Source organism: Alishewanella aestuarii B11 (genome assembly GCF_000280055.1).
Taxonomy (GTDB): Bacteria; Pseudomonadota; Gammaproteobacteria; order Enterobacterales; family Alteromonadaceae; genus Alishewanella; species Alishewanella aestuarii.
Genome location: NZ_ALAB01000020.1, coordinates 18,759 through 40,419 on the forward strand (window position 1 = coordinate 18,759; position 21,661 = coordinate 40,419).

The 21,661-nt window shown below is 52.0% G+C and carries 16 protein-coding genes; 7 read left to right on the forward strand and 9 right to left on the reverse strand.

What is annotated here, in order from left to right; all coding sequences use genetic code 11:
• Positions 1-17: 17 nt before the first annotated feature.
• A complete protein-coding gene (locus AEST_RS17395; RefSeq protein ID WP_238534570.1) occupies positions 18-1,172 on the reverse strand; it encodes a tetratricopeptide repeat protein in 1,155 nt (384 codons plus the stop codon).
• A 180-nt stretch (positions 1,173-1,352) separates the two neighbouring features.
• Between AEST_RS17395 and paeA the strand changes: the two genes are divergently transcribed.
• Entirely contained in the window at positions 1,353-2,660 is a 1,308-nt protein-coding gene (paeA, locus tag AEST_RS07115; protein ID WP_008608073.1) for a polyamine export protein PaeA, read from the forward strand.
• Between the two features lie 48 nt (positions 2,661-2,708).
• Here paeA and AEST_RS07120 read toward each other — a convergent pair whose 3' ends face one another.
• The 3 genes from AEST_RS07120 to AEST_RS07130 form a co-directional block, all read right to left on the reverse strand.
• The gene (locus tag AEST_RS07120; protein ID WP_008608074.1) at positions 2,709-3,317 is read right to left on the reverse strand and encodes a DUF5610 domain-containing protein; all 609 of its coding nucleotides are present in this window, start codon (positions 3,315-3,317) and stop codon (positions 2,709-2,711) included.
• A 146-nt stretch (positions 3,318-3,463) separates the two neighbouring features.
• Positions 3,464-4,807 carry an MFS transporter gene (locus tag AEST_RS07125; RefSeq protein WP_039925246.1) on the reverse strand — a complete coding sequence of 448 codons (1,344 nt, stop codon included), beginning with the start codon at positions 4,805-4,807 and terminating at the stop codon, positions 3,464-3,466.
• A gap of 168 nt (positions 4,808-4,975) precedes the next feature.
• Complete coding sequence (locus AEST_RS07130; protein ID WP_008608076.1) at positions 4,976-6,043, reverse strand: alkene reductase; 1,068 nt, start codon at positions 6,041-6,043, stop codon at positions 4,976-4,978.
• Positions 6,044-6,265: 222 nt separating this feature from the next.
• Between AEST_RS07130 and AEST_RS07135 the strand changes: the two genes are divergently transcribed.
• Positions 6,266-7,477: an MFS transporter gene (locus AEST_RS07135; RefSeq protein ID WP_008608077.1), complete on the forward strand. Its 1,212-nt coding sequence runs from the start codon at positions 6,266-6,268 to the stop codon at positions 7,475-7,477.
• Here the strand turns inward: AEST_RS07135 and AEST_RS07140 are convergent.
• The 3 genes from AEST_RS07140 to AEST_RS07150 all read right to left on the reverse strand — a co-directional run bounded on the left by AEST_RS07140 (position 7,449) and on the right by AEST_RS07150 (position 10,540).
• On the reverse strand, positions 7,449-8,207 hold the full coding sequence (locus tag AEST_RS07140) for a pseudouridine synthase (protein WP_008608078.1): 759 nt from the start codon (positions 8,205-8,207) through the stop codon (positions 7,449-7,451). The genes AEST_RS07135 and AEST_RS07140 overlap by 29 nt on opposite strands.
• Before the next feature lie 114 nt (positions 8,208-8,321).
• Complete coding sequence (locus AEST_RS07145) at positions 8,322-8,912, reverse strand: DUF4136 domain-containing protein (RefSeq protein ID WP_008608079.1); 591 nt, start codon at positions 8,910-8,912, stop codon at positions 8,322-8,324.
• Between the two features lie 167 nt (positions 8,913-9,079).
• Complete coding sequence (locus AEST_RS07150; protein ID WP_008608080.1) at positions 9,080-10,540, reverse strand: OmpP1/FadL family transporter; 1,461 nt, start codon at positions 10,538-10,540, stop codon at positions 9,080-9,082.
• 318 nt (positions 10,541-10,858) lie between these two features.
• Here AEST_RS07150 and AEST_RS07155 point away from each other — a divergent pair, with 318 nt between their 5' ends.
• From AEST_RS07155 to AEST_RS07175, 5 genes are all read left to right on the forward strand, one after another.
• Positions 10,859-11,917, forward strand: a complete 1,059-nt coding sequence (locus AEST_RS07155; RefSeq protein WP_008608082.1) for an efflux RND transporter periplasmic adaptor subunit — start codon at positions 10,859-10,861, stop codon at positions 11,915-11,917.
• A gap of 13 nt (positions 11,918-11,930) precedes the next feature.
• Entirely contained in the window at positions 11,931-15,164 is a 3,234-nt protein-coding gene (locus AEST_RS07160; RefSeq protein WP_008608083.1) for an efflux RND transporter permease subunit, read from the forward strand.
• Positions 15,161-18,283 carry an efflux RND transporter permease subunit gene (locus AEST_RS07165; RefSeq protein WP_008608084.1) on the forward strand — a complete coding sequence of 1,041 codons (3,123 nt, stop codon included), beginning with the start codon at positions 15,161-15,163 and terminating at the stop codon, positions 18,281-18,283. The genes AEST_RS07160 and AEST_RS07165 overlap by 4 nt, the downstream gene beginning before the upstream one ends.
• Positions 18,284-18,536: 253 nt before the next feature.
• Entirely contained in the window at positions 18,537-19,097 is a 561-nt protein-coding gene (locus AEST_RS07170) for a TMEM165/GDT1 family protein (protein WP_008608085.1), read from the forward strand.
• A 113-nt stretch (positions 19,098-19,210) separates the two neighbouring features.
• Positions 19,211-19,741, forward strand: a complete 531-nt coding sequence (locus tag AEST_RS07175; protein WP_039925253.1) for a hypothetical protein — start codon at positions 19,211-19,213, stop codon at positions 19,739-19,741.
• Here AEST_RS07175 and AEST_RS07180 read toward each other — a convergent pair.
• On the reverse strand, positions 19,721-20,581 hold the full coding sequence (locus tag AEST_RS07180) for a bile acid:sodium symporter family protein (protein WP_008608087.1): 861 nt from the start codon (positions 20,579-20,581) through the stop codon (positions 19,721-19,723). The genes AEST_RS07175 and AEST_RS07180 overlap by 21 nt on opposite strands.
• 132 nt (positions 20,582-20,713) lie before the next feature.
• A complete protein-coding gene (locus AEST_RS07185; RefSeq protein ID WP_008608088.1) occupies positions 20,714-21,571 on the reverse strand; it encodes a cation diffusion facilitator family transporter in 858 nt (285 codons plus the stop codon).
• Positions 21,572-21,661: the final 90 nt, after the last annotated feature.

Genomic DNA, 21,661 nt, shown 5'->3' on the forward strand with positions numbered 1-21,661 from the left:
AGATCGCTGATGCTTTTCTAGCGTTTTTCCGACATGATTTCTTCGCGCAATCGCAGTTGCCACTCCAGCGTGTCGGCGAGCTTTTGATAGTCTTTTAGCTCGCGATAAGCGTTGGCGAACCAGGTCAGATAGCCTTCAATCTCTGCTTTATTGCCTTTTTTCTGATAATAAGAAAACGCCTGATGCATTTCTGCCAGTCCTTGCTCGGCATCGTCTTGTATTGCTTTAATATAGCCGAGGTTAAAACGGATAATCTGTTCATTATCAGGATCGTTTAATGGTAGAACTTCGGTAAGCGCCTGAGTGAGTACCTGACGTGCTGACGGGTAATCTTTATGCTCAATATAGATAGAGCCGAGATTATTGAGAAAAGTCAGCGCCAGCAGCTGATTATTTTGCTGGCGGGCACCCTCAAGCCCCTGCTTATTAATAGCCTCCGCCGCGGTATAATCTTTTTGACCAGCTAACACATACCCCAGCGATAAATATAAGTCAGGTAGGATCTGCGTCTGATTTTGCTGTTTGGCCTCGCTAACCAGCTCTTCCATTAGCTGGCGGGCACGTTGCCAGTTTTGCAACTCTGAGTGAACCAGGGCTATTTGCAGATTCAAGTAACTGCGGCGGGTTAGGGTGCGCTCATCATTAGTTGTCATTAAGGCCACCAGTGCTGCATCATAATGCACCAGCGCCTTATCATACTGACCGTCGATGCGGTATAAACGCCCTAACAGAGCATGCACCCAATAAAGTACCCGTGGGTTTCGGGCATCCGCCAGCAATTCACTTAGGCTATCAGCCAAAAGATAGGCTTCATTTAGTTGATTCCGTTGTATATGTACTTCTAATTCCGCTGCAATAATCTCGGCTAGCGCATTAGCGCCCGGCTGCTGTTGTTTTATCGCCAGTAAATCATCCAAGGCTTGCTGTGTCTGTGGTTCCTGGCGTTGATACAAATAGCTAAATAACAGATAGGTTTGGGCCCGTACCCTTGTTTCTAAAGGGGTTTGCTCACTCATTGAATCGAGAATGGCTTGAATTTGCTTGACCGCGACATCGGCGTCAAAAGATTGTTGAGTTAAATACTGGTCAAGCTGACGCTCCAGAACAGGATCGGTTCCGGGAGGTGGATTGTCAGCCCAAGTGTTGAAGCTAAAGCTTAAACACAGAAGCATAAATAATAAAGCCGGCTTTAACATAATTATAATAGTGCCGTAAACAGCAGATTTATCTGATATTTGTAACGAAATTTTACGCCAAAGTCTAGGTTGTCAAAAAATATACTTTCAAATCGCGTATAATCAGCAACAATATTCGGGCATCAGGCCCGAATTGATGGATGTAACGGAACACCTATGACCACCCTCGAATACTTATTAATTATGTTTATGCTGGTCGCAGCCAGTGCCTTTTTTTCTATTTCAGAGATTGCGCTGGCGGCTTCGCGCAAAATGCGGCTGCGGATGTTAGCGACTGAAGGGGACCTGCGGGCAGAAAAAGTGTTGCAGTTACAGGATCATCCCGGAAATTTTTTTACTGTGGTGCAGATTGGTCTGAACGCCGTGGCGATCCTTGGCGGTATTCTTGGTGAATCGGCCTTTACCCCCTATTTCGCGGCGTTGTTAGGGTTGCTTAGTGCCGAAGCCTGGGTGCAGCCTGCAGCCTTTACACTCTCGGTATTTTTTGTAACCTCGTTGTTTATTCTGTTTGCCGACCTGATGCCTAAGCGGCTGGCGATGATTGCACCAGAGCAGATCGCACTGCGCATAGTGTCACCTATGTTATTGCTGGTGATGTTGCTACGTCCTTTCGTCTGGTTATTTAATGGCCTGGCCAATCTGTTTTTCAGTTTGTTTAAAGTTCCGACCATGCGTAAAGATGACATCACCCCAGATGATATCCTGGCGATGATGGAAACGGGCGCGCAGGCTGGTGTGCTACAACAGCACGAGCACCAGCTACTGGAAAACGTCTTTGATATGGAATCGCGTACTGTTACCTCGGCGATGACGGCGCGGGAGAGTCTGATTTTCTTTACCAAAGATGAGTCACAAGACAATATCAAACTGAAAATTGCCGAGCATCCACACGCCAAGTTTTTAGTCTGCGATAAAGTTCTGGATCAGGTTGTCGGCTATGTTGATACCCGGGATATTCTAATGCAGGTGCTACACAACCAGCCGATCTCACTTAGCAAAGATGGCATAGTGCGGGCACCGCTAATTATTCCCGATACGCTTACCCTGTATGAGGCACTGGAGCATTTTAAATCGGCTGGTATTGATTTTGCGATTATCTTAAATGAGTACGCGCTGGTGGTGGGGATTATCACGCTTAAAGATGTGATGAGTATTGTGATGGGGGAGCTGGTCAGTTCTGAGGAAGAACAAATTGTCGCCCGTGATAACAACTCCTGGCTGGTCGAGGGCTTGACACCTCTGGCTGATGTAATGCGGGTACTGGATATTGATAGCTTTCCGGATGAAGAAAATTATGAAACGATTGCTGGATTTATGATGTATAGCCTGCGTAAGATCCCGAAACGGACAGACTTCGTCTTGCATGGTGGTTATAAGTTTGAAGTGGTCGACATTGATAGTTATAAAATCGACCAGTTGCTGGTTACCCGCATCGAGTCTTTGCCAGCGGCCAGAGCCGAATAGGGCATGTGATCAGGCCCTCGATACTGAACGAGGGCCAGCTTGTTCAAGTTAGCTTTTCGACTGTTCTGCTTGCTCGGGTTGCTTAAAGCTATCCAGCATCTGCTCCCGGAACTTCTGTAATCCCTGCATCACCAGATTATAGGTAGTATCGACACCGCTTTTTACTTCACCACTAAAAACCTGTAATCCCTCCAGAATTTTGATAGCATCAGCGAAGCCTTGCTCTATACCTTTACCTATCACATCCATAAAGTCGTTCAGCTGTTGCTCTTGATCATCTGACGGACGCTGCTGCTGGTAAAGGGTAAATAGACTGGTGGCAAAACCGACGATGCGCCCTGCGGTTGCTTCTGGCGAGGTGTCGATGCCGGAGTCATAAATTTTTTGCGCCGCATTACTACCGAAAATCGGTTCCAGTTCTTTGTTAATGCCTTCCAGCGCGGTTTTATATAGCAAGCTAAGCGATTTGTTACCGCTTTGCAGCGCAACCTTCTCGTTGGCTTGCATAATGGATTGGTTAAGCACATCTTTACCCGTTTTCTGCAGCATCTGGCTGTAGTTTTCCTGAGCCTTTGCGTTCGCTGTAGCCGGTAATTCGGTCTTATAACCACTGGGCCGACTGGCGTTTACTGCGGCATCCGGTTTAATGGTACTCATCTGGGCGCTCCTGTTACATTTTGGCCTTAACGGGTTAACGGCTGCCCGTGATTAAACTTTAGCTTTTTTTTGCTTGTTTTTTGTGCTGCGGCAATAAAAAAAGGGAGCGTTACTCGCTCCCTCTTTTTATTGCTGCTTAATCAGCGTTAACCGGCACTTTTGCTGGTAATGCTATCCAGGCCATGACCTGTTGGCCCTTGTTCGGTGCGCCATAGTTTATAAGAGAAATATAAACCCAGTGACGCCAGCGCCGTATACAGCCACATACCCGGAGTATAGCCAGCAATATTTTCTGGCCCGGCCAAAAAGCGATCGTTTAAGAACCCGATAGTCAGCGGCACTATTGCCCAGCCAATTTGCTGACAGAACGTCATCAGCGCATAAGCAGACCCCAGGCGACGGCCATCGACGATATAGGCGACAGAAGGCCACATTACTGCCGGGATCAGCGAGAAGACGATCCCCAGTACTGTGATAACAAGCAATAAGGTTAGCGGTACGACGGCACTGCCGATCAGCGGAATACTAATACCAACCAGCGGACCGGCCGGTGCATAGGTTACTATTAAGAATAGTGGTAACAACACCAGTGAGCCGGCAGCCATAAAGAGGGCGCGCTTACCAATACGGTCTACCCACAGACCAAACAGTGGCGTGGCGATAATGGCGGAGACTGGCAGAATGCTGCTTAAAATGCCGGCAGCTTCGCGGTCGAGGCCATGCGCTTGTTGAAAGTAGTCGATGGCAAAGCTGCGAAACGGAAAGACGGTGGCGTAAAACACGACGCACAGCGCGACCACATACCAGTAAGAGGCACTAAAACTGTACAGGCCTTTAAATTCCAGTTTTTCGTTATTTTCCGCCACACCCAGGCTATAACGGCCTTCGGCGCGGCGCTCTAAAATCCAGTAAAGGATAGCGGCACTGACCGAGATACCGGCTACCGCAGTGGCCAGCCATAATGGATCTTGCCAGTTGGCATACAGCGGGCTGGCAAAACCGGTCGACCAATCGGCGGCAGTCGAGCCTAAGCGGGCAATCGACAGGTTAATACCAAAGGCAAAGCTCAGTTCCTTACCTTTAAACCATTTTGCCAGCACTGTGGTAGCTGCCACAATCAGCGGTTCTGCTCCCAGGCCCAGTAAAAAACGGCCGGCTAGCATCATTTCAAAGTTTGGGCTCCAGGCAGTTACGATGGCCGCAAATAAGCAAATGAGCGCGAATAGTGTAATAGCCCTTTTGGTGCCCCAGCGGTCAATCAGATAGCCACCGGCCAGTAATACCAGCAGCGCAGCGACGTTATAGGCGGTGGAAAGCCAACCAATTTGTTGATAACTAAAGCCGCGCTGTTCGCGCAGTAAGTCAACAATAGGCCATAAGGAGTCATAGATATAGTAGTTACCAAACATCGCCAGGCTGACAAACAGCAACACCATCCAGCGATAGAAAGGCGTGGGCGGGGGTAAGTCCCGCCAGGATGCATCATGCATAAAGTCATTTCTCGTTATTAGTATATAAAGGTAAAAAGGGGCCAGATCTGCCGATCTCACCCCATTCTTGACCTGATAACTGTACCCGAGCTGACAGCCAGCTGCAAGCAGGCCGCGATAACGCAGCTCAAACCCCTTCTGGTAGCGGTGTGAGCTGCGCTTTTCGCTTTAAACACCGGCCCGCGGATAATCGGTATAGCCTTTGGCATCGTGGGTGTAGAAGGTGGCAACGTCGGGCTGGGCCAATGGCAGGCCTTGTGCCAGCCGCTCGACCAGATCCGGGTTAGCGATAAAGGCACTGCCAAAAGCTACCGCATCAGCTTTGCCAAGACCAATCACCTGATTGGCTTCAGCCAGATCATAGCCCATATTTACCACCAGTTGCCCCTGGTAATGAGCGCGGGCAGCGCTCACGACATCGCCAAATTGCAGGCCGGCAAAGTCGGCGCGCATCAGGTGCAGATAAGCCAGCTTTAATGGGCTTAATGCTTTGGCCAAATAGCTGATCAGGCCAATAGGGTCACTGTCTTTGGCACTATTAAAGCTGTTTAGCGGTGATAAGCGCAGGCCCACCCGATCGGCGCCCCAGACACTGATGACCGCCTGCAGCACTTCCATTAAAAAGCGTGCGCGGTTTTCCAGACTGCCGCCATAACGGTCAGTGCGATTATTAATGCCATCACGCAGGAATTGGTCAATTAAATAGCCATTGGCGCCATGCACTTCTACACCGTCAAAGCCGGCTTGTTTGGCATAGATCGCCGCCTGGCGGAATTGCTCGACCACCTCTGCAATCTCAGCAGTCGGTAATTGCCGCGGCGCGGTGTAGCTTTTTTTACCTTCCGGCGTGTGGGTGTAATCGTCGATGGCGTCGGTGCCCGCTGAAACCGGCACCTTGCCGTTATTTAAGGCCGGATGACAGGCACGGCCGCCATGCCAAAGTTGCAGAAAAATCTTACCATCTTTCGCATGTACTGCCTGAGTAACCTGCCGCCAGGCATTGGCATGTGCGGCCGAGTAAATGCCCGGTTCGCGGTAAAATGCAGAGTTGCCTTCCGCAATCATGGTGGCTTCCGCGATTAATAAACCGGCACTGGCACGCTGGGCATAATGCTCGGCCATCAGTTCGGTGGCATAGTGGTCCAGGGTGGCGCGGCAGCGGGTTAAGGGTGCCATCAGGATGCGGTTTTTTAGCGCCACAGCGCCCAGTTTTATTGGTGAGAAGACGGTATTCATAGCACTCCAGTTAGTTTAGGGTTGTTAATTACAGTCCAGGCTAGATATGGGCGCGGTTGCGGTAAGACCAGTGCAATAAATCCAACTAATCTTTCGATTTTCTGCACTTTTCAGCCTGGACTGGGTTTTAAGTCGATATTGGCGCTAACTTTGCCATTACGCATCCGACGGCGCCCGGGATCGGTTACAATAAGGCTCTGAGTAGAAACAGGATCACCGGCTTTGATTGAATATAAATCGGCAGCGTTTTATCGCAGTGCATTGGCGCTTTGTGTGGCCGCCGCTGCGGTATTTGCCAATTTGCATCTGATGCAACCGCTCTTGCCGGAGTTAAGCCGACAATTTCAGCTCTCGGCGTTAACGGTAAGCTGGGTCTATACCATAGGTACCCTGTGTCTGGGCTTGTCGTTACTGGTGTATGCCGCACTATCCGATGCCTGGGGCCGCAAAAAACTGCTGTTAATCACCCTGATTGGGATGACGCTCAGTACACTGATCCTCAGTCAGGTTTCGTCATTTCAGGCGTTGCTGTTCTGGCGTGCGGTACAGGGGCTCTTTCTCGGTGGCCTGCCGGCTATTGCCATTGCCTGGATGGGCGAAGAGTACAGCAAACCCGCGCTGGTCAGTGCGGTTGGGCTTTATATCAGTGCCAATTCTCTGGGCGGTATCAGCGGCCGTTTATTATCGGGCGCCATGGCTGACCTTGGCCACTGGCAGTGGGTGTTCTATCCAATGACGCTGCTGGGTTTGCTGAGTTGCTGGCTGGTATGGCGTTATTTACCCGCCTCGTTACAATTTCAGCGCCAACCATTCCGGCTGAAACAAGCCTTGAGTGATAACCTGTTTCATCTGCGCCAGCCGTTGTTGTTGCTGGTGTACTTGATTGGCGGCCTGAATTTTCTGGTGTTTTTAAATCAATATACCTATATCGCTTTCGTGCTGGCGGCAGCACCGTTCTCCCTTGGCAGTAGTTTGATTGGCTTGCTGTTTGTCACCTATTTAACCGGCACTGTTGGCTCTGCACTATCGGCAAAAATTGCGGCGCGCTTGTCTGCACCCGGTGCCATGGCGGCTGGTATTCTGATTATGATGCTGGGGTCGGTCATTACCCTGGGGCAAAGTTTAGTGCTGATTGGCGCAGGCTTTTTTATCAGTGCCTTTGGTTTCTTTTTATGTCACTCACTGGCCAGTAGCTGGGTCAGTCAACATGCGCTTCGTGCCAAGGCGAGCGCCAGTGCGCTTTATCTGGTGTTTTATTATCTGGGCGCCAGCACGGGAACTTTATATCTGCAGCCGTTCTGGCAGGCAGGGCAGTGGTTGGGCGTGGTGATCGGGTCGGTATTAATGTATGGCCTGACGTTATTACTTTGTCTGCTGCTATGGCGACTTAAGCGGCAACCCTCTGCTACAGCAATGCCAGCTCGGCAGCACTAAGCGGTCGCAGCTCGCCTGCTGCTAAGCTGCCAAGCGCCAGATCGCCAATAGCCACCCGGCACAGATCCTGTACCCGATAACCAAGCTCGCGGCACATATAACGAATTTGCCTGTTCTGGCCTTCATATAAGATAACTTCAAAACGGTTTGTACTAAGCGGCCGCGCCTGGCAGGGCTGGGCCTGGTAGCGATGCGGCCCGACTTGCCAACTGATACCTGCTGCAAAGCGAGCACTGAGATCTGCTGCAAGAGGTTTATCCACCTCAACCCAATAGGTTTTGGCCTTTTGGGCACCCGGATGTAATAACCTTTGGGTCAGGGCACCGTCATTGGTTAGTAGCAGCAGGCCGCGCGAGTCTTTATCCAGCCTGCCAACCGGGTAGAGCCTGGCAGGTAAATCGCGAAGTACCGCCGCGATACTGGCCGGATCTTCGGGGCGGATATTGCAGTCAATACCTACAGGTTTATGGTACAGGTAATAGCTCAGTTTGGCCGGGGTAGGTAAGGGTTTGCCATCGACACAGATGGTGCTGGCATCGGGCAGGTGCAGGGTATGGCTGGCCGGCTGGTCATTGACGCTAACCCGGCCGGCCGTGATTAACCGGCTGGCTGCCCGGCGTGAACATAAACCACTTTGTGCAATCAGCAGCGCCAGGCGTTTGCCATCAGCTAAGGTTGCACTGCCCGTTGCTGCGGCGTCGAATTCATTATTCTGCAAGCTATTCGTCATAAAACTGCCATGCTGCTAACGGATAATCGCAGCCGTTATACCTTCCTTCCTGGATATTACTCTGCGATTGAGTGCAGGGGGCCTTTGGCCCCCGCTTTTTTTTTGCGCAGTCAGTTACTGACTGACGAGTCTGGTTGGATAACGCTGAAAAATCAGATTGACGGTGTCGTTGATCGCCTGCTGCGGTTGCTGCATAGCTTTGTTGGATAGCCGACCTTCCAGCATACCCTGCCAGATCACTCTGTTGGCTGAGGCATCAATCACTTCGATTAATACTGAGCCCACTTTATAGTCGACTTTTTCGACGCCGCCATAAAGCGGAAAGCCAACACTAAAGGCGCTGTTGCGGCCAAAAAAGCCAAAACCGGTGTTAACACTAAAAGGCGAGCTGCGCACATCCTGGCGGTTTTCAACATTGGTCAGGTAGTTCACCAGTAACTGCGGGGCGGTTTCGTCCAGTGTGTAACCCAGGGCGGTCATTTCACGGCTGATAGCAGTTTTAAAATGTTGTTCCAGCAGCGGATCATAGGCCGGCTTGGCGGCCTCTTCGCCTTCTGCCGGCGCTGCTTGATAAAAAGCAAAGCGCTGGTACTGGCTGAAATTGACGCTACGATCATAATCGATATTGGCCTGACGCGGACTGCTGGCGCAGGCAACCAGCAACAAACTGGCACAAAGTAACAAGGCGGTTGGCAACAATTTCATGATAGGACCCCCGGTAATACAGCCTTTGGCTATTGAACGGCCTTTGGTCTGCAGCAGATCAATCTGGTAGCAGTGTACCTGAATTTGACTGCTATCGATAAGAATAGTTTAGTAAAAGGGCGTGAACGCCCGCTGAAAGCCAGCGGGCAATAAAAAGGCAGAACGTCTTAGAATTGATAGTTAAACTGCACACCCAGCACATGGGCTTTATTGCGGTAGTTTGCCTGCAGATTGGCCTGATTCAGCCGGTTATCGGCAACACCATACTCAAACTCATTAATGGCGACATCATCCATAAACATATAGCCGTAGGCCAGATCCAGCGTGCTCTGGGCAGAGAGCCGGGTAGTTAACCCTGTGGTTAACCAGACCCGATCTGAGGTTGGGATCCGTGCTGTTTTGTGAACTGTGCGGATCGGGTTTTCGTCATAGGCGATGCCGGCACGTAATGTTAAATCAGCCTGATACTGATAAGTTGCCCCGAGCGAAAAAGACCAGGTATCGTGCCAGTATTCCGGGATATAGCCAATATAACCCATGCCACCTAACTGGGCACCGGTACTGAGGGAGATACTGGGGTTAGCATCTTTACTGACGATATCGATACTTTTAAATACACTCCAGCCAGTCCATAGCAGGCTACCCTGTACACTGAGTTTGGCATTAAGCTGCTGATCCAGACTAAAGGTCAGGGTCGCAGGTGTGGTCAGCGCCAGTTTGCTGCGTTCCGTCAGCAAGTCGCGGGCAGCAAAACGCCCGGTACTGGCATCCACCAATGGCAGGCCCGGAGCAACGCTGATAAGCCCTGGGGTATTGCCCGCCGTGGCTGCCGTAATAGGGGTATTGGTAATTTCGGAGTCGCCACTTAGGGTATAACGGACCGCTGAATGGTAAATCAGCGCCAGCCGGGTACCGCTTAGCGGCTCGGCATGCAGGGCTAGTGTATATCCCAGGCTAACGTCACTGCCTGTGACTTCATAATGACTGTCACAAAAGGCGGCGTTAGACAGATCGCGCCCGGCCAGCTGCGCAATACCGCTACCCAGTTCACACAAACCTGAGTGATCTTTGTATTTGGATAAGGTGCCTTCAGCGCGGTTCAGACTGATGGCGCCACCTACTGAGAGCCAGTCAGTTAATTTGTAACCGAGTGCCGGTTGCAGGCTTAAGACCTGAACTGCCGTTTCATCGGCAAAGTAGCGGCCAACCCAGTCTTGCTGGTAGTTGGAAGACAGGCCAAAGGGCACATAAAAGCCGAGGCCCCAACTTAAATTGTCGTTCAGTTGCTGACTATAAAAGGCAAAAGGCACCACTTCGGTTAGCAATACCTTACCGTGATCCCTGCCTGTCACCTCCAGGCCGCGGGCATTCACCGCCTGGGCATCGCTGTAGCGGGTACGGGCATGGATCAGGTTTAAGCCACCGGAAAAATGCTCGCCCTTAAGCTCGGTTAAGGCAGCAGGATTGGAATAAACCAATGTCGCATCAGTAATTTGTGCACCGCGGCCGGCATAGGCATTGCCCATGCTACTGACCGACTGCTCCAGTAATTTATAACCTTCCGCCTGCACAGTCAGGCTACTCAGTGCCACTAAAACGGCAGTGGCGACCGAGGTTTTTCTTAGCATAAGTTGTACACCTTGTTGGGACAAAGGGGGCGCAGTATAGAACGATTATTATTTAGAGTACAGACTCTAACGTGGGTTTGCGATGAGCTGATCTGATCTGTACGGCTGTGGCAGCGCCCACGACGAATAAACGGATTTTGCCTAAAAGGTGGTGTGTTTTACTATTTTTTGGTGTTTCAATTGTCGTGATTTGTAACAATTTAAAGCTAAGTAGCTGATCTTAAATCTATTAAACTATTGGCATAGTGGCTGCAATTTAGAAAGCGTCAGATTAACAGTAACGGGTTGAAATCAACCCTTTATGCAAGGAACACGAAAATGAAAACGATAATGCCGCTTGCGGCCGCCGTGCTGTGCAGTACCTTAGTCTTAACCGGTTGTAATAAGGCGCAAAGTAGTATTAATGCGACTGCTGCGACTGAAGTCGCAGTGCCGGTAGAAATTTCTGTGGCGAAGAATGGCGCCATCAGCAGTAGCTACCGTACTACCACCACCTTAACGGCCCGTGCTGAAGCCGAAGTGATGGCGAAAAGCAGTGGGCTGGTGCAGAAAATCCTGGTTGAAGAAGGCGATCAGGTACAGGCCGGACAATTACTGGCGGTGCTGGAAAATGAGCGGCAGCGTCACCAACTGGCGAAAGAGCGGGCGGAATTAGGTCGCTTAAGTTCAGAGCTGACCCGGATGACGGAAATGCATCAGCGCCAGTTGGTCAGTGCCGATCTGTATGAAAAATTAAAATGGCAGGTTGCGGCAATGCAGGCTGCAGTTGAGCTGGCAGAGCTGAATTTGCGGGAAACCGAAATTCGTGCGCCGATAGCTGGTGTCGTAGCCCGTCGTTATGTTAAGGCCGGCCAACTGATCAGCCAGTTAACGCCGAATTCGTTATTTCATCTGGTTAGCGAAACCGAGCTGGAAGCCGTTGTGCATTTACCTGAGCAGCAAGTACTGCAAGCGCAAGCCGGACAACAGGCGGTGCTGAGCTTTGCCGGTGTGCCGGAAGTTAAGGCGGCGGTAAGCCGGGTCGCGCCAGTGGTGGATGCCAGCTCAGGCACAGTGCGTACCACCTTGTTAATTGATAACAGCGCGCGCCAGTTAAAAGCCGGGATGTTTAGCCAGGTAGAAATTAAATTTGATACCCGTGACAACGCCTTATTGGTGCCAAAGCGGGCACTGCTGACACTGGATAATCTGCCGGGCGTACTGGTACTGGATGCCGAGAGCCGTATTGTGCGCCGGCCGGTGACCCTGGGCTACACTGCCGATAACGTAGTGGAAATTATCAGCGGCGTCGAAGCCGGAGAGCAGGTCGTGGTGGCAGGGCATGCTGCGTTAAAAGAGCAAAGCCTGGTCAAAGTCGTATCTGAGCGCGAATTCTGACAGGGACGAGAAGATGAAACTAGTAGAAACTGCCGTGGCCCGTCCGGTCACGGTCTGGATGTTCACGCTTGCCATCCTGCTGTTCGGGATGGTGTCAGTAGGTCGGTTAGCGGTTAATTTGTTACCTGACTTGTCTTATCCCAGTTTAACGGTGCGCACCACCTACGTCGGTGCCGCACCGGCCGAAGTGGAGCAACTGGTTAGTAAGCCGGTAGAGGAAGCACTCGGTATCGTCAAAGGCGTGCGTAAAGTCACCTCGGTCTCCCGTGCCGGTCGCTCTGACGTGGTGCTGGAATTTGACTGGGGCACTGACATGGATCTGGCCTTGCTGGAAGTGCGGGAAAAGCTCGATGTCCTGTTCCTGCCGCTGGATGTCGAAAAGCCGTTGTTACTGCGTTTTAACCCTAATTTGGATCCGGTAGTACGCTTATCGCTGTCCAAGCCGGAGATGACCCAGGCTGACTTAGTGGCAATGCGCACCTTCGCCGAAGAAGAATTCCGCCGCAAACTGGAGTCCTTTCCGGGTATTGCTGCCGTGCGGCCCGATGGCGGTTTAACTCAGGAGATCCAAATCCTGGTCGACCCGCAAAAACTCAGCCAGCTGCAGCTGGATATCAGCCTGATCACCCAGCGTTTAAAAGCCGAAAATATCAACCTGGCCGGTGGTCGGCTGGAAACTCCAGCTTATGATTATCTGGTGCGGACGATTAACCAGTTTGCCAATTTAACGGAAATTGAAAATCTGTATCTGGCTACCGTTGGTAACAGTCAGATCCGGTTAAAGGATGTGGCACAGGTCAAGGATGCCTTTGCTGACCGGCAGAGTATCAGCTATATCAATGGCGCTCAGGGCATTGAACTGGCGATCTATAAAGAAGGCGATGCCAATACGGTAAAGGTCGCCGAAGGCTTGTTATCCCGTCTCGACGAATTGAAAAAGATGCTGCCAGCCGGTTATCAGCTGGATGTACTCTATGATCAGTCGCAATTTATTAAACAAGCGATCAGCGACGTGAAATCGGCCGGTATTATCGGCGGTATTCTGGCGATGCTGGTGCTGTATCTGTTTTTACGTAATGTCTGGGCGACGGTCATTATCTCGGTATCGATCCCGGTGTCAGTGATCGCCACCTTTAATCTGATGTACGGTCAGGATATTACACTAAATATGATGAGTCTGGGTGGTATTGCGCTGGCAGTTGGCTTGCTGGTAGATAATGCCATTGTGGTACTGGAGAATATTGCCCGCTATAAAGAGCAGGGCATGCCGGCGAAAGACGCGGCGCGTAAGGGCGCTGGTGAAGTATCGATGGCGATCACGGCCTCCACCCTGACCACAGTAGCCGTATTTTTCCCGCTGGTATTTGTCGAAGGCATTGCCGGCCAGCTGTTTCGCGATCAGGCGCTGACGGTGACCTTTGCCTTGTTAGTCTCTTTGGTTGTCGCGTTAACTCTGATCCCAACTATGGCCGCGCGCTCCTGGCAAAAAGGCGCTGCAGCAACCGAGATCACGCCTTTACCCTCCTTGAAACCCAGCCGCTGGTATCACTGGCCGCTGTTGCCGCTGCGTGCGGCCGGGCGTTTGCTACATCTTTCAGTGCTGGCGCTGCTGACGTTACTAAGCTTGCTGGGCAAAGCCATTGCCAAGGGGGCTTACTGGTTATTCCGGCCTGCGGTATTGCTGGTGCAGGGGCTGTTAAAAGCAATTGAAGCGCTCTACCTGCGTTTGCTGCGTGCTGCGTTGGCCGCCAAAACGCTGACCCTGGCTTTAACGCTAACGGCTGCGGCGCTGTGTTTTAGTCTGTTGCCGCGCCTGGGCGCGGATGTGATCCCGCAGCTGAGCCAGGGCGAGTTCTATGTCGATGTGCAATTACCGGTCGGGACAGCTATTGAGCAAACCGATACCTTGTTAAAACAATTATCCGGGCAACTGAAGCAGTATCCGGTGGTAGAACGCAGCTATGGTTTAGCCGGTACCGGCGCCCAGATGTCAGTGGATCCGGCGATCGGCGGCAGCCATTGGGGCCGCCTGCATGTGGTGATGGCAGAGGATAGCAATGCTGACGATGAAGCCCTGGTGCAGGAAGAATTACGCCGTACCCTGGCATTGTTGCCAGGGGTAACCAGCCGCTTTGACAGGCCGCAATTGTTTAGTTTCAGTACGCCATTGGAGATTGAGATCAGTGGCTATGATTTGGCCCAGTTGTCTGAGTCTGCGGAACGTCTGGTTAATTTGCTGGAGGCGGATAATCGTTTTACCGATATTAAATCCAGCTTAAGACCGGGTCAGCCGGAAGTGACCCTGTATTTTGACCATGCCCGCTTATCGCAGCTGGGGATGACGGCGCAGCAGGTCGCACGCCGCGTTGCCACCTATATCGGTGGTGAAGTGGCCGGTCAGTACTCATTGCACGATCGCAAAATTGATATCCGGGTGCGGCTGGATGAGCAGTACCGTCAGCATGAATTGCAGCTGGCCGAGTTGATTATTAATCCTGGTGCATCTGAACCCTTACCGTTAAGTGCGGTGGCGCAAATTCGTCGCGAAGTCGGCCCCAGTGAAATTACCCGGGTGGGCCAGCAGCGGGTGGCGTTGGTGACGGCCAACCTGGCTTATGGCGATCTGGAGCAGGCGACGGCCGCCGCCGAGGCCGCACTGTCACAGTTAGTTTTATTACCGGGCCAGCAGGCGCTGGTGATGGGGCAAAGTGAAGAGATGGCGCGGGCATACAGCTCATTAATGTTTGCCTTACTGCTGGCGGTATTCCTGGTCTATCTGGTGATGGCATCGCAGTTTGAAAATCTGCTGCAACCCTTGTTGATCCTGTTTACGGTGCCGCTGGCGGGAGCAGGTGCGGTACTGGGGCTCTGGCTTACCGATACCCGTTTGTCGGTGATTGTGTTTATCGGTTTAATTATGCTGGCCGGGATCGTGGTCAATAATGCCATAGTCCTGATTGACCGCATTAACCAGCTGCGTGCTGAAGGGTTGGCGCTGCAGGAGGCCATTATTGCCTCGGGGCAAAGCCGGTTGCGCCCGGTGTTAATGACCACCCTGACCACAGTACTGGGCTTACTGCCGCTGGCACTGGGCACCGGTGAAGGCAGTGAAATCCGCGCCCCGATGGCGATTACAGTGATCGCCGGTTTAAGTTTGGCCACCTTGTTAACGCTGGTATTTATTCCGGTGCTGTATAGCCTGCAGCGGGATAAGGCTGTGGCAGTAGAGCAGGAGGCAACGCTATGAGCCAACAGCCTTTAGACGATACGCTAACCAGCAACAATCACGCCGGACCGGCAGCGGACGAGCAAAAGCCAATCTGGTTAACCCGGGTGGCACTGCGCCGGCCGGTGACCATCTGTATGCTGTTTATCTCCATGTTGTTATTTGGTGGTTTAGCCAGTCGGCTGCTGCCGCTGGAGATGTTTCCTGGCATTGATATCCCGGAGTTGTACGTCAATGTGCCTTATCCGAATGCCACACCAGCTGAAGTGGAGCGGCTGATCACCCGGCCGCTGGAAGAGGCATTGGCAACCGTCAGTGGCATTAAAGAGCTGCGTAGCTTCGCTAATGAAAACAGTGGTGATATTTCACTGCAGTTTCGCTGGAGTGAGAATATCAGCAGCAAGAGTCTGGAAGTGCGGGAGCGGCTGGATACGGTGCGCCACTTGCTGCCGGCAGATGTAGAGCGGGTACTGGTATTCCAGTTTAACACCAGCGATATGCCGATATTCCAGTTACGGATCTCTTCTGAGCGCGATCTGGCGATGGCTTATGACTTGCTGGAACAACAAATAAAACGGCCGCTGGAGCGGGTACCCGGTGTCTCCAAAGTTGAGCTTTATGGGGTGGAAAAGCGCCAGGTGATTATCCGCCTGGACCCGGATCGGATGCGGGCGCTGCAGGTTGACCCTACGGCGTTATTAAATCAGTTACGTGGCAGCAACTTTGCTTTAAGTGCCGGAGAGCTGCGCAACGGCGAGCAAAGTGTGCTGGTAAAACCGCTTGGTGAGTACAAAGAACTGTCGGAAATTGCCGCCTTGCCGATCCGGCCGGGCCTGCAACTGCGCGAGGTCGCCAGTGTTGAACTGGAGCTGCCAAAACGCGAAGACGGCCGGCATTTAAACCAGACCTATGCAGTGGGGATGAACGTTTACAAAGAGTCTGGCGCGAATCTGGTCGAGGTGGCCAAGGCCGCGATGCAGGTGGTAGCCGCCGCCGATGCCAACCCGGCCTTTAATGGTATCAGCCTGTATGTGATGGACGATTTGGCCGACAATGTCACTAAATCGCTCAGCGACTTGCTGCAAGCCGGTGCTATCGGTGCCTTGCTGTCTTTTATTGTGCTGTATTTATTCCTGCGACATCTGACGACCACGCTGATTGTAGTGCTGTCGGTGCCAGCGGCAATCGTGATTGCGCTGGGTGCCATGTATTTTATGGGCTACAGCCTGAATATTCTCAGTATGATGGGCCTGATGCTGGCGATCGGTATGTTGGTCGATAACGCTGTTGTGGTCACTGAGAGCATTTTCCGTGAGCGGGCACAGGGCGGCGATCTGCGCGCAGCAACTGAACGCGGGGTAAAACGGGTTGGGCTGGCGGTGCTGGCTGGCACCGCGACCACCGCCATCGTATTTTTACCGAATATTATCGGTGAAAAGATGCAGCTGACCATTTTCCTCGAGCATGTGGCTATCGCCATTTGCTTATGTCTGGCGATCTCGCTGCTGTTATCCCTGACGCTGATCCCTTTGCTGACCACCAAACTTAAAGTTCAGCCGGTCAGTGATCCGCAAGGCTCAGCTCTAGATCGTGGCTATCGGCGGCTGCTGACCAAGGTGATGCACTGGCCTAAAACCGCAACGCTGCTGGCAGTGCTGGTATTACTGAGTGCGGCACTGCCTTTTTCACAAATAGGCAGCAGTAATGAAGATGAAGAAGACCGTGGCCGGCTGTTTTTAAACTATAACATCCAGGGCAATTATAACCTGGAAGAGGTGCGCGCTGAGGTGTCAGCGATGGAGGCCTTTTTATATAGCCGCAAGGACGAGTTCTATATCGAGTCGGTATATAGCTATTACCGCTCCGGGCATGCTATTTCGATTATTTTGCTACAAGAACAGGTGCCGGTTGAGGTAAATAGCCTGAAGGAGCAAATTCGCAAGGAATGGCCACCGCTGGTACGCGCCAGACCGAGTTTTAGCTTTGGTAATGACAATAGCGGGCTGCGGCTGCATTTACTAGGTAACTCGACTGAGCGCTTACTGGAGTTGGCAGCTGAGCTGGAGCCGGCATTACAAAGCTTACCGGCGGTAGCAGAGGTGCGTTCGGATCTGGCACGTGGGCAGCAGGAAGTACAGATTTTGTTTAATCGCCCAGAGCTGGAGCGCTTAGGGCTTTCGGCCAATCAGGTAGCGCAAAGTGTGGCCTTATCGCTTCGGGGCGTAAACCTGCGGACCTATCGCAGCGCCGAACAGGGTGAGCTGCAGATCCGGCTGATTTATGACGAGCGCATTAGCCGTTCCTTGTCTGAATTAGCCGACTTACCGGTTGCCGTAGTGGCGGGCGTCAGTATTCCGCTGTCGCAGCTGGCTGAGCTAAAAGTGGTGCCAAGGCTGCAGTCGATCCGTCGCTTTAACCGCGAAACCGGTGTTGCCTTGCAGTTGTCACTGCAAAAAGATATCAGTATGGATCAGGCGCGTAAGGAAATTGGTCAACTGATGCAGCAGGTGCAATTGCCGGATGGTTATCGTTGGTCCTATCAGGGCGGCTTTACCCGCCAGAATGAGGAGCAGCAGGTGATGCTGGTGAATATGCTGCTGGCGTTAGCGATGATCTATATTGTGATGGCGGCCTTGTTTGAGTCTTTGTTAATGCCCAATGCGGTGATTGGCAGCTTACTATTCTCTTTTGTTGGGGTGTTCTGGACCTTCTTTATTACTGGCACTGGTCTTGGGGTAATGGGGATGATCGGCATGCTGGTGCTGATGGGCATCGTCGTGAATAACGGCATAGTACTGGTTGATCGTATTAATCAGGATCGGGCGTTAATGCCGGATCTGCCGCTGAAAAATCTGATTATCGAAGCCTGTACCGCACGCTTAAAGCCAATTCTGATGACCGTTGCGACCACCGTCTTGGGGCTGGTACCGCTGGCGCTGGGTGGCACTGCCATTGGTGGTAATGGCCCAAGCTATGCGCCGATGGCGATTGCCATTATTGGTGGCTTGTTGTTCTCCACCCTGACCAGTTTGTTGCTGGTGCCGCTTAATTACTATGGTTTAGTAAAACTGCGTACCGCAACAGGGCGCTTACTGGCCCGCAGCGGTTTGTGGCAGCGGCGTTTATTGCGTCAGGCTTAATAGCTGGGCCCGGGAATCGCTCCCGGGCGCAGGCTTGGTTTTTCTGCAGCCAGCAGTTATACTGCGCGCCTCTTTAAGGGAGTAATCGGCCGTAAGGCGCCTATATCAACATACTTGTGCCGCATGCATATGGTATAGGCAGCAAGCTCAACTCTCCGGGCTTGTGTGATGAGACTTAAGATAAGACACTGACCGAACGCGGGAGTCAGCTCTTATCTTTTGTCGATAATATCCCGCGCTAATGCAGGATGTTATGGACGCTTTATTATCTTCTTTTACCGCTGTCGCCATTGCTGAAATCGGTGACAAAACTCAACTGCTCTCCCTGTTTTTAGCTGCGCGTTTTCGCAATAAAACCGCCATTATCGCCGGTATTCTGGTCGCGACCTTATTAAATCATGCGGCATCAGCCTGGTTAGGCGTTTGGGCGGCGCAGTTTATCCCTGCCGGTTGGGGCCCGTGGTTGTTAGGTGGCTCCTTTATCGCTGTGGCGCTATGGCTGCTGATCCCGGATAAAGACGATAGCGACGATACTGCCATGCTAAAGTACGGCGCCTTTGTTGCCAGTTGTGTGCTGTTTTTCCTGGCCGAGATTGGCGACAAAACTCAGGTGGCAACGGTGATCCTGGCGGCGGCGTTTGACGATGCGGTCTGGATGGTGATCTGGGGCACGACGCTGGGTATGCTGGCCGCCAACGTGCCGGTGGTCTATGCCGGTAGCTGGTTATTGCAGAAAATTTCGCTGGATTGGGCACGACGTAGCGCCTGTGCAATCTTCATCTTGCTCGGTATCGCTACCATTATCAGCAGCTAACTTATCCACAGCACTCCGGTACCGGTCTGACCAGTTAAGGTGCCTTAAAAAGGCTTCAGGTAGGATTCAGTTCTGTTGGTAATAATCGACAGCAGTATTTAATGGGGAATATTATGCGTAAAATGGTTTTAGTTTTCGCTCTGACCGCAACCAGTGCTGCTGTGTCGGCAACGACAGTTTTAACTGAACAAAATATTGCCCGGCTGGAAGCGGCGTTGCCGGAGCTGGTCGCTATTGAACAGGATAATCCACAAGGGCTAACCAAACTGCGGTTGAAAAAGCATTGTGACTGGCAGCAGCATGCCAGTGATCTGCGCCAACAAGAGCAGGGCAAAGCCTATGTGGCAGAGGTTGATCAGGTGTTGGCAAAACATCAATTAACAGCGCCGCTGTTTTTAGAGTTAACGGCGAAAGGCAGCTGGCCGCTATTACAATCTTTGCAACCGGTACAACAACTGACCCGCCAGAGCTTACCCTTTTTACCTGAGCCACAGCGGCGCATCGCGGAGCAGAAAATTCATCAAACTGAGCAGATGCAACAGGCGATAGAACCTTGTTTGACTGCTGCCGATAAGACAGCGTTACAGCACCACAAGCAGCGGCTGTTAAAGTTAGCCACCAGTTTACCGGGTGCCGCGTTTTAACGCCCACCAGGTAAATACGCTGGCACTGCCAAACATCAGTAAACTGTAAACGCTTGGTGCGATGGACATCGCTGAGCTTTGCAGAATACCAGTAGTAATTAGCAATGCCAGGGTGCCATTTTGTAAGCCTACTTCCAGACAGATGGTCCGCGCTTGTTGCTCGCTATGTAGCAACCAGCGCCCCAGACCATAACCCAGAGCCATCGACAGCAGGTTTAGTGTCAGTGCCGCCGGGCCGCTTAGCAGCAGATAGTGCCAAAGTGTGTCGCCCAAATCATAGGCAATACTGACAATCAGCAGCAGTAATACCAGTACCGAAAAACGACTGATTTGTGGCTGGGCGCGCTCGGCAAAATGCGGAAACTTCGCTTTGACTAACATGCCAATAATCACCGGGATCACGCCAACGATCAGTAGTGTTAACCAGGTTTTGAGTAGTGGTAGCTGTAATAAACTCTCGGCGCCTAAAAACTGTTGCATTGCCCAGGCAGCTAAAAAAGGCAGGGTAAAGGGGGTAACGAAACCGACCAGTGCCGTCAGGGATACTGATAAGCCAACGTCGGCTTTCGATAAATAGCTATATAAGTTCGACGTAGTGCCACCCGGACAGAGTGCCAGGATAAATAAGCCGACCGCCAGCTCCCCCTGAAGTTGAAACACCGCAATCACACCAAGCGCCAGCAGCGGCAGTAGTATCAGTTGTGCCACCGCCCCAACAAAAAATGCTTTCGGCTGGGTTGCGACTTGGTGAAAATTCTGCGGTCGCAGGCTCATGCCGACACCGGTCATAATAAAGATCAGTGCTAGCGGTAAACCAATCTGAGTCAGAGTTTCGAACATAGGTGTTTAATTTTAAAAGCAGAATGGCTTTTAAACTAACCTGTTGTTCCCTTTAGCGCAACCTCAACTTATCCACAGGTGTCCGGTACCGGTCTGAGGTGGTCTAGCCGGTACCGGAGTACTGTGGATAAGTCAGGGGTAGGGTTCGATATGGACGATAAGCTGCACGTTTTGGCTGGCGAGTTGTTGTTCGGCTTGATCGGCCAGTTGATGCGCACGTTCGACGCTCCAGTGGCCGGGTACCAACAAATCGGCTTGGGCGAAGGACTGGGTTGCTGCAGTACGGGTACGCAGATTAGTAAACTGCACCTCAGGCCCGCCAATGTCTGCCAAACTGAGGTTGATTTGCGCGATCCGCTCCGCCGGCAGAGCGTTATCCATCAGGCCGTTAATGGCTTTATGTAAAATGCGGCCGCCTTCACGCAGAATGTGCAGGGCAACCAGAATGGCAACCAAAGGGTCGAGCCAGTTTTTTTCAAATATCACCGCCAGCGCAACACCGAGCACCACACCTGCTGTGGTCCAAACATCAGTAAGCAAATGTTTGCCATCGCTTTCCAGCGCGGGGGAGTGCCAGTCTTTACCGCCGCGTAGCAATAACATTGCCACGGCCAGATTAATCACGCTGGCCAGCACAGTAAGCAGGGTACCGATACCCAAAGCATTAATTGGCTGTGGGTTGAGTAAACGCTCGCCGGCCGTAAACAAAATCGCCAGAGCCGCCAGAAATATCATGCCACCTTCAAAGGCGGCTGAAAAATACTCGGCTTTACTATGCCCAAAGGGGTGGCCATCATCTGCTGGCCGTCGGGCGATGGTCACCATCCATAAGGCGAAGCCGGCACCGGTAACATTAACCAGTGATTCCAGCGCGTCGGATAAAAAGCCAACAGAGTCGGTTAGATACCAGGCCAGGGTTTTCAGTGCCATGGTTAAAAAGCCGGCTAACAATGACAGCGTCAGTAACTGACGGGGGCGAAGACGTGGCATCAAAGGCTCCATCGCTTAGAAAAAAGACATAGATTGCTTATCTATACCCTTTAACCAGATTTTAGATTGAACGCTGACTAAATAACTGTG